This is a genomic window from Photobacterium aquimaris (assembly GCF_002954455.1).
Classification (GTDB): Bacteria; Pseudomonadota; Gammaproteobacteria; order Enterobacterales; family Vibrionaceae; genus Photobacterium; species Photobacterium aquimaris.
On the sequence record NZ_MSCC01000001.1, the window covers coordinates 1279155 to 1285119 of the forward strand.

A 5965-nucleotide genomic window follows, 5' to 3' on the forward strand; every position below is an offset into this window, starting at 1 on the left:
ATTTTGCCTATATTTTTCTTAAGCTCAAACTATTTCTACAATAAATCTAGCAATGAAATAAAACTATCTTCAAAGGTTTTATCAGTATTATCAACTTTAGGCCGTAATTTTATTCCACCAAAAGAAGGTAGGACAGGATATAATCCATTAATTTGATGCTCATCGGAATAGATGTCATTTTTAACAAATTTCCAACCTTTTTTAGGGAATAAGGCCCAAACAGCCTGGACTGGTTTTCTCCCCACCTTTCCATCATTTCTTATTTGATGAATACCTAAATAATATTTTTCTATTAAATCAGACATATCGTAATTTTTCACATTACATGCTGGCTTAAATTTCGCATCCATAATAATTAAATCAGAATCTTTTAAGCAATCATCCCATTCTATTTTCATAACAAAATCAGGACATCTATAATAATTAGCTTTTTTTGAATATTTCCTAGAAATTACAATAGGATCACCATTGTTAGCATTATTGTGCCTCCAAATTTTAGGTTCGTAATAAAGTTTAATACTAAACTTATATTTTCCATTTGATTTAAAGTTAAAATAATTATTAATCTGATAATCTGATGCAATACTATCAATGCCACCAAATAATGGAGAACTATAGTCACGATAACAATTTTCAACTAAATCAAATCCTATGTTACATAAGACATCATTGATAGTTAAAATTGTGCAAATCTCATAAATAGTAGATAAATTTCTAAATGATGATAATTGATTAAAATCATTACTTATCTTATTTTCAGACAAATTATACCATTCATGCATTAATTGAAAATAATGTCTATATATTGAATTATTGGCAACAAATGGTGTAACTATAGGCATGACATGTTTATATCCTTGCCTAACATTTAATATGTTCATTAAATATTTATTTAAGAAAACTGCTTTGTTTATTAGAAGATTTATATCATTTTCCATTTGATCAATTAAAGGCTTCTTATATCTATTTATAACATGATCAAGACTAAAGTATCCTGAAAAATCATTTCCATCTGATTTGTTTTCTGATAACACTAAAACTTTTAGATCATTTAACTTAGATATTAAATGATATAAAAAACTTAAAATAGCCAAATTTTCATTATTAAGAGTATCTTTCTTAATAAATTCAACAGCTGAATTATCTGTTTTTGCACCTCGCCCTCGAATTGTAAACATTTGCTCAGATCTATTGCAAAACTCAATATTTGATTGATGCATAGATAACCAATTAATAGCATCATTAGAGTTAGGTACACCTCCTTTTATAATTTTTAAGTCGGTAATCCCTGAACTTTTTATTTGTTTAATAAATAAAGGCCAATAATTTTCAAAATCTAAAATACATTTTTCAGCACACCGTAGAATAGCTGTTATCGTTAGTTTATTATTTTCACCGCCACCAGAATTAACAAATGATTTAGAAAAACATAAACTAGCCATTGCATTAGATTTAGAATCTAAAAAATCTAACATTTCACTAGCTAGTTCTATATTTTCTTCTGTAGATAAAACATTAACCTTACAGTTAAATATTTTACTTCCACAAATAACAGAAACTCTACTTTCACCTATGAAGTTCTTATAAACTTTCTCATAAGATTTATTTTCATTAAACCTATTGTCATAATGTGATTCATAAGTTAAATCATCTATATATTTAAGATCAATTGGTACATCTGCCAATTTTAGTGTTGGATGTTTATCATCTTTAACTTTAATTACAAACTTTACATCAGCATCTTCTGGTAAATTATTAACATTAGCTAATACTACACCATTATCAATAAGACAAATGGAGTACTCTTCATGCTTATGTATATAGAAACAATTTAAATTAATACTCATAAGATTGCCTATATAGCAAATCGATAACTGTTTAAATTATGCTCACCAGAAACAATTATACTATTAAGAATACTTTCACTTTGATTGCAATTTAATTGTCTTAGTTTTTCAATAAGCAATAATAACCGACGATTATACCCAATTCCAAATCCATTAATCATAGGTAATACATATTGAGAAACAGCATGATCTAATGCTATATTTTCATCCAACTCTAAAAGCATTGATCCTGCTACTTCTATATAATTTAGTATTTGTTTTCTTTTTCGATAACTAATTATATGTCTCTGACCTAATTCAGGATTTACATCTTCTATTATTGCTATAATTTTGTTGAGCTCTTGGATTGTGACCACATCAACTTTAATTTCTGTTGGCTTAAATAAATCAATAAAATCTTGAGCTCTAATAGTACATTTGCTGTTATTTTCATCTTCAAAACTATTAAATGACTCACTAGATAAAGAATCAAAACTAATCACTGCTGAACGATCTATCATCCTAGGAGAAAGAGGTTGAACAGTATCATCACAATTAACAGTACCAATAAACTTAATATGTTCTGGAATAGTTAAATCTGAAGCGTTTGGATGATCGGTTATTATCTTTCTCTCTGACTCTTCATCAGATAAATCTAAAAATGGACTAAAATAATACTCAGGCTGACTTAAGTTCATTTCGTCTAATAATAATAAGACCGGATTTACTTCTGATAATTTATCATTCTGAATGGTATTAAGTAAATGCCACAACCCTGTTGGTGCATTTTGATATTGTCCAGATAAACCATTATAATATCCTAAAATATCTTTTGTTGATGTCCAATTTCTGCTAACAGGTATTGTATGTTGTCTATTTCCTAAATTCATACTTTTACCTAGTAATTTTGCCATACTAGTTTTACCTCCGCCAGGGAGACCAGCAAAAATAGTAAATTGATTTTGAGATATAGTAACTACAAAATTAACAATAGCTTCATAACTATAATTTCGACCATATTTAGATAAAGAAAAACCAATTTTATTAATTAACTTTTGTCTAGCTTCAATTAATGATCCATTAAACTCATCAAATTCAACATTTTTAAAAGTAAAATGTTCATTCTCTATTTCATTACACTTAAGGTTTGACTCATTTTTATATATTGATAAGTTACTAATATAATCAGATAAAATCTTACCTTTATTTTCTAATTTTGTTTCTAAATCCTTTATACCTGATTTCAAATCTAATTCTTCAGTTTCAAGATCAGAAATAATTAACTTCAAAGCATTTCGTCTATTATTAAGATCATCAACATTTTTAAGGTTAGAATATTCAGTTTGCAATGAATCTAATGTTTTCTGTTTTTCTATTATCCGATTAGCTAATTCTTTTTCTTCAGCTTTAGCATTTGCCATCGCTTGTTCTTGTATTTCTTCTGTTCTAATACGTTCCATTTCATCTAATTCTTTCTCTTTCTTTTTAATATCATCATCAAGAGATTGAACTTCTAATGCTTTTCCTTGAATCATTTGCTTTAATGACTCAACCCTTTGCGAAAATTTATCTTCTTCTTTTTTAATTTCATCAACTATACTTTTTAATTCATTATTTTTATACTTTTCAAAATATTCTGATTCATTATTTTTTATATATTCCTGAATAGTTTTTTCAACCGTAGGAAGTAATACTAATTCTTGTAATATTTCTTCTCGATTATCGCCCCATGATTGGATGTTTTCTAAAATTTTAACAACCCTATTTAATCTTTTTACATTTATTTTAGAGTTTGCAGAACGAGCCATTCTTTCGTTATTTTTTAATGTTTCAATACTTTTTGCTGTTAACTTTTGAAATGGCTTGTAATTGAACAATATAGGCGCAAAATCTTTTATGATTTTTTCATTATCCATTACATCAAAAGATTCACCAAACTTACCTATTGCATTGGAATATTCTTTATTATTAATAAGATACTTATATTCGATATTATCTATAATCGTTTTTACAAAATAATTATCTATATACATAGTTTCTATTTGATATGAATATTGATCCCTAAATGTCTTATTAGATATTGGTGAACGAGATGGAACACTAACTTTATAAATACTATTTTCTTGATCTAGTACGGTCCAAGCAAGAGGGCCATATGATAATTTCATTCCATCCTTGGTACTGTTTAATATTATGAATTCTGTACTAGGAGTGCGGTCTAATTGAATTGCAAAATTATTATCTATAAAATTACTATCAACATCAATAACATCAAAAATGAATGTTGATGGTAATTTTGTAACATTCCTTGGTTCCGATACAAACTCTTGTTTATTACTATCTAAACTGACATCATCTTTTGATTTTGATGCTTCAATTAGTACTAATTCATTATTATTAAATTTACTTTTTAAATCATTAAATCCCTTATATATAAAGACTTTTCGAGTATTACAAAAATATTCTTTCCTATTAATATCTTGAATATCTAAATTCTGATCATCTTCATAGAACCATTCTAGTCCCAATTCAATAAATCCTAAACTAGTTTCATTATTATTGAAACTTTCTTTACCAATGCCAATTTTACCTATTACTTTTCTTACTTCTTTTATATGATCAGACATAATTAATGCTCAATATACACAACAAAACACATAGTGTTAATATTTTACACCTAACAATGATAAAGTCATGTTTTTATTTAAAACATGATCTTATACTATCCCTCTTAGTGTTTTTTTATTTACCTACCAATTTCTTTCTTCTAAATACACATCAATTCAATAGATATTTAGTCTCACTTCGAGCTACAAAATCACAACCTTCTCTCTCAACCTGCTCTTCCATCGCCAACACTGCCACTGTCTTATTCTCTACCAACCAAAACACCACAATGGCACTACCATTACACTCTGGACACACTTGGCCGTTCTGTTGAGTCGCTTCAGCAATTGCCGTGGCACATAACGCAGTTAACGCCTTTTCAGGCGTAAACCCCGCGCCAATCTTCCATTAACCGTAATGTTTCACCTCTGGTCGCTATTTGCAGTTGTTTAAGTGCATGAACATCTCTTAGCCCTTCAACAAACAATACCAACCACCCTACTGGCGATTCATGCCAACATAGCCCGACTACCGCCAATTGTTCTTCAGCTGACAATAACGCTTTACCACCACCAGACTGAGGATCGTAATTAATCCCTTTAATCGCAAATTTACTCAACAGGGTTTCGATTCTCATGCTGGTTGTGTTCCTTTGTTAATTCTAAAACTTGACCAATTAAACGTTACCCATTTACCGTCTTCCATAATGCGGTCGACAGTTGCGAGGCCTAAGGTTGTTATAACTTCATCACTCTGAAGGTTGGTAATCACCCCTGTTGGTTTTTCTAGGGTATAACGTTCATCAATGATGCGGTTTATCATTACTCGCTCGTTATTGCTGTTGTGCTGAACGCCCAATTCATCTATCACCAGCAAATCGACATGACAACTAATGATCCATCGTATTCATGGTGAGATGGAACAAATCAAACAATCACTAGGTACTTGCCAACATTGTGGTGAGTCATTACCGGAAGGATGTGCAAAATTAAAGGCAGGAGGCTTATTTAAAGGTGATACCCGTTGCTGGCACACCATGAATCGGGGTCGTCTTGCTAATTTTGTTAGTACAACATGCGAATAAGGAATCAAACATGTTCGATTACAACAGCTACCCTACTGTAAACATCTCATATACCACAGAAAACAGCTTAAACGTGACACCGTCACAATATAAAAGTAAACAACAAAGCAACTACCGATATTCAACACCACCAGCAAAAACTTATGCTGAACTTAATGAGCAATCAACGCATCTTTTAATTAGTCACGTTGAAGTTTTAGAGATGTTTCAAATCACAAGCCGAGCAACTATTTATAAGTGGCGACAAACACGCGGCTTCCCTGAACCAATTACACTGATGCCTTTATGTTGGTTACGTTCTGCTGTTGAAGAATGGAAAGATAATACCAGTCGGTTTGGAAAGCGGTTTTAGAAGCAAAGCAATCTTGGTGAGAGGTCGCTTTTTTATTGTCATTACTGAGGGAACATGACGGGATAAATACCAACCGATTCTGTCATGCTCTTATTG

6 protein-coding genes are annotated in these 5965 nt (G+C 30.2%); 2 read left to right on the forward strand and 4 right to left on the reverse strand.

What is annotated here, in order from left to right; all coding sequences use genetic code 11:
* Positions 1 to 35 precede the first annotated feature (35 nt).
* The 4 genes from BTN98_RS05610 to BTN98_RS05625 form a co-directional block, all read right to left on the reverse strand.
* Positions 36 to 1847, reverse strand: a complete 1812-nt coding sequence (locus BTN98_RS05610; RefSeq protein WP_060998122.1) for a hypothetical protein — start codon at positions 1845 to 1847, stop codon at positions 36 to 38.
* 8 nt (positions 1848 to 1855) lie between these two features.
* A complete protein-coding gene (locus BTN98_RS05615) occupies positions 1856 to 4453 on the reverse strand; it encodes a hypothetical protein (RefSeq protein WP_060998123.1) in 2598 nt (865 codons plus the stop codon).
* 359 nt (positions 4454 to 4812) lie between these two features.
* Complete coding sequence (locus BTN98_RS05620) at positions 4813 to 5070, reverse strand: hypothetical protein (protein WP_060998124.1); 258 nt, start codon at positions 5068 to 5070, stop codon at positions 4813 to 4815.
* Positions 5067 to 5255 (reverse strand): P-loop NTPase family protein, encoded by a 189-nt coding sequence (locus tag BTN98_RS05625; protein ID WP_060998125.1) that lies wholly within the window; start codon positions 5253 to 5255, stop codon positions 5067 to 5069. Before BTN98_RS05625 ends, BTN98_RS05620 begins: the two co-directional genes overlap by 4 nt.
* 70 nt (positions 5256 to 5325) lie before the next feature.
* On the opposite strand from BTN98_RS05625, the gene BTN98_RS05630 reads away from it, so the two are divergent.
* The gene (locus BTN98_RS05630; protein ID WP_060998126.1) at positions 5326 to 5517 is read left to right on the forward strand and encodes a hypothetical protein; all 192 of its coding nucleotides are present in this window, start codon (positions 5326 to 5328) and stop codon (positions 5515 to 5517) included.
* 10 nt (positions 5518 to 5527) lie between these two features.
* The gene (locus BTN98_RS05635; RefSeq protein WP_060998127.1) at positions 5528 to 5869 is read left to right on the forward strand and encodes a helix-turn-helix transcriptional regulator; all 342 of its coding nucleotides are present in this window, start codon (positions 5528 to 5530) and stop codon (positions 5867 to 5869) included.
* Positions 5870 to 5965 lie beyond the last annotated feature (96 nt).